This is a genomic window from Treponema sp. R8-4-B8 (assembly GCF_054786175.1).
This window is the reverse complement of sequence record NZ_BDHE01000478.1, coordinates 1-3826: the sequence shown is the minus strand read 5'-3', so window position 1 is coordinate 3826 and position 3826 is coordinate 1. Positions and strand designations below refer to the sequence as shown.

General features: G+C 44.2%; 3 protein-coding genes and 1 pseudogene. All 4 read left to right on the top strand.

The window, feature by feature from the left end:
- Positions 1-1417: spiro-SPASM protein (locus ACYVRA_RS09335; RefSeq protein ID WP_461252422.1), on the top strand; the 1417-nt coding region annotated here is incomplete at its 5' end.
- The gene (locus ACYVRA_RS09330; protein WP_461252421.1) at positions 1392-2399 is read left to right on the top strand and encodes a hypothetical protein; all 1008 of its coding nucleotides are present in this window, start codon (positions 1392-1394) and stop codon (positions 2397-2399) included. The genes ACYVRA_RS09335 and ACYVRA_RS09330, both read left to right, overlap by 26 nt.
- Positions 2396-3073, top strand: coding sequence for a cytidylyltransferase domain-containing protein (locus tag ACYVRA_RS09325; protein ID WP_461252420.1), 678 nt, complete (start codon positions 2396-2398; stop codon positions 3071-3073). Before ACYVRA_RS09330 ends, ACYVRA_RS09325 begins: the two co-directional genes overlap by 4 nt.
- Positions 3070-3826, top strand: a pseudogene (locus tag ACYVRA_RS09320) (hypothetical protein); the annotation flags it as partial. The gene ACYVRA_RS09325 and the pseudogene ACYVRA_RS09320, both read left to right, overlap by 4 nt.

The window sequence follows — 3826 nt, the reverse complement described above, 5'->3', positions numbered from 1 at the left end:
CGGCGATTTTTCCGGTTTTACGGACATTCAGGTAGAAAAAAAAGAAAAATGGACAAAAAAGAGCCTGCTTGAAAGGATTAGCGAACTGCAAACAGACTTTGAGCTTATCTATTTCGCCTTCGCTGACTGCCCTTTCCTTGACCCAGTCCTTGCGGGCAAGTTGGCGGAAAGGCACATCAGGGGCGCGGCTGAATATTCCTACGCCGACGGTTTCGCCTACGGTCTCGCGCCTGAAATACTCTCTCCCGGAACGCCCGGCATTTTAGCAAAAATATTGGGCGGCGATGACGGTCTAGTGGAAAGGGATATTCTCTTTTCCGTCATTCAAAAAGACATAAACGCCTTTGATATTGAGACTGAAATTTCTTCCGTAGATATTCGCTGCCACAGAATTAATCTTTGCGCGGATACAAAACGCGATTTATCTCTGCTTAAAAATTTTATTTCCGCCGCTAACGGCAACCTTCCTTCCACCGCCGAAGTGGAGAGCATAGTTGAAAATCAGCCGCAAATCTTAAGAACATTGCCCGCCTTCTACTCTATTCAAGTTTACGGCGGCTGCCCTCAAAAATGCGCGATCTGCCCCTACCCTCTGATTACGGACGCGGCGGGACGCAAAGATTTTATGGACGGGGAAAAATTTAAATCACTGTTAGACAAAATAATCGCTTTTTCAGGAGACGCGGTAATAGACCTCTCCATCTGGGGCGAATTAAGCCTTCACCCTGAAAAAATGAAATTAATAGAAGAAGTCATCTGCCGCCCTGAATTAGCCTTGATTATTGAAACTTCCGGCATCGGCTGGAAAAATGAGGAAATTGAAAAATGCGCCGAATTGTGCGGCAGTTTGGAAAAAAGCGCAAGCGTAAGAAAGAACGCCCTGCCGCCATTATCGTGGATTGTGTCTATGGATACTTGTGATCCACAGCGTTACGCGATACTGCGAGGAGCGGGTTTTGCCGAGGCGGATACTTTAGTTAAAAAACTTTTTTCGCTGTTTCCAAACGACTGTTATGTGCAGGCGGTGCGTATAAAAGGAGCGGAAGACGATACTGAAAAATTTTACCGTTACTGGAAAACAGCTTCTCCAAAAAATGAAAAAAACATCATTATTCAAAAGTACGATGATTTTTGCGGAACACTTGAAAAAAAACAGGCTTCAGACATTTCGCCTGTTATCCGCCAGCCGTGCTGGCATATTATGAGGGATATGCCCGTCTTAATAAACGGGGACGTTCCCCTGTGCCGGGAAAATCTTTCTGTCTTAAAAGGCGAAAAGGACATACTTGGAAACGTATTCGCGGATTCCCTTGAAGACATCTGGCAAAAAGGGGACAAGTATTATGGGGAACAATGCGTGAAAAATTACGCGGGGCTTTGCGCGGAGTGCGATGAATACTATACCTTCAATTTTTAATGAAAAAATAACCTCATATACGGCCGTAGGAAGCATGGGACGCGCCGCGTCAACAGGCATCTCCGCCGTCGTTTTAAACCGTCCCGGCCAATATCAGCCCAGGGCGTTTTTTTCCGATCTTGAAAATACCGGTTTTGACAATGTAATTTCCATAGAGTCCTGCGCTCCCCATTACGACATAGAAGAACTTTCCGGGCGTTTTCCTTTCGCGCGCTTTATTCTACCTGAAAAAGAATTAAATCTTGGCGAACAGATCAACCTTGCCGCTTCTGAAATTGAAAGCCCGCTTTTTTATGTCCTTCGCAGTGACATGAAAATAATCGCCGGCGGTACGGCAAAACGGATGGCGGAAAGATTAAGCGTCTGTGAAGACAAAGATGCTTCCGTAACGGAGATTGGCTTTAAAAGACTCTGCACGGTGCCTGTGATAATGAATTCAAATTACGAGGTATTACCGTCGCTTATAGCTCCAATGACGCGCAGAAGTAAAATGAAACCTGTTTTTCTGGAACCGCGGACAGAAGGCGATTTAAGCCTGTACCCGTTTGACGGCGTAGGCATTTATGACAGAAAGCGGTTTATTAACACTGGCGGTTTTGACATAACGCTAAATAATTCATTCTGGCAGTTGATGGACTTTGGGTTTAGAGCCCATCTTTGGGGGGAGGAAATCGCCCTAAGCCTTCAAATAAAACTTTCCTATAACGGGGAATTGCCCGCGGAAAATATTACCGTAGAAGAAAGCTACAGGCGTTTTTACATGAAAAATCTGGCTCCCGTTTTTAGAAACGATTATGCCCATCTTCCTTATTACCGTTTCCTCTCTTATCTGTTTAAATCTAATGATGAGTTTTTTTCTTCATTGGAAGAATTTAAGGAATGCAGGAAGTGGGTAATAAAAAACAAATTCAGGTGGACATGTGACGCCAGGGAAGTGACAAAACACTGGGATTCGACATCAGAAAAAACGGGGCAAAATTGACGGCGATTGTATTACAGGCAAGAATTGATTCTTCAAGACTGCCGGGAAAAGCCCTGCTTTTATTGGACGGGAAACCGTTAATATTTCGCGTAATGGAAGCGTTAAATAATATTCCATCCGATCTAAAAATACTCGCCTGCCCTGAAGACTCGCTTTCTTCTTTTACTCCTTTGGCGCAGGAAGCGGATTTTCAAATATTAGCGGGGCCTAAAGAAGATGTTCTTGAACGTTACTGTCTTGCAATCCGCAAATATTCAATAAACAGGGTAATCAGGGCGACAGGCGACAATCCATTTGTATTTACCGACGCGGCCGTTTCCATTAACGAGGAGGCTTCATCTCTTAATACGGATTACGCCAGTTTCGCGAACCTTCCCTACGGCGCCGGCGTTGAATCAGTTTCCGCTTCATCTCTCCTCCGCGCCGCGGAAAAAGCCGCTCTTCCTTCCGAACGCGAACACGTTTGCCCGTATTTATACAATCACCCTGAACTATTTTCTATATACTGTCCTGCCGCACCCGCCCGTTGGCATTATCCCGATATCCGCATTACCGTTGACACTCAGGAAGATTATAACCGCGCGGCGGAATTGTACCGCGCGTTAGAAAACGCGCCAAACAGATACCACGGAGAGACAATTATTAAGAAATACGCGGAGATATTTCATAAATGAACAAGGTGCCATTTTTAATTGTTCCCTGCTATGAAGAAGGCCGCGGCGGCGGGCACATAAACAGATGTATTTCGCTGACAAACGACTTACGCTCCACAGGCCGTGAAGCTTATTTTTACTTACAAAAAAAAACTGAAAAAATCATCAATCTTTTACGATTAAAAAATTTTAACACGTCCTGGATTATTGACAAAGAAGAAATAAACCGCCCATTTGGACTCGTTATTTTAGACCGTTTTCAAACCCCGCTTGACGAACTTCTATTCTGGAAAAAGCTCGCTCCCGTAATCGGCATAGACGAAGGCGGCCCCTGCCGCGATTACTTCGATTTCCTTATAGACATACTAATTCCCGAAAACTTTAAAAAACCGTCAGCGAATATTACTTCATGGGGTTTATTGAATTTACCCCAAAAAATAAAAACCGGACAAAACGCGAAGAATTCAAAATTAAAAATTTTAATCAGTTTTGGACAGGAAGACGCAACGGGACTCGGTCTTCTAGCGATAAAAAAACTCGCAAAAAGCAATTTAAAAGAAGCGGAGATTACCCTATTAAGAGGCGGGTTAAATAAAACTGAATACCAAATACCGGATTATGTAAAAGTAATTGATTCTATACCAAATCTGGCGGATCACCTTTACGAATACGACCTTGTATTAACCCACTACGGCATCACAGCCTACGAAGCGCTATACGCCGGAACGGCAGTTCTGCTTGACCACCCCACCCCTTACCACAAAAAAATCGCCA

Bases quoted from the DNA above. Each gene is read 5' to 3' on its own strand.
- ACYVRA_RS09330 (WP_461252421.1), top strand. From the start codon at position 1,392: ATGAATACTATACCTTCAATTTTTAATGAAAAAATAACCTCATATACG.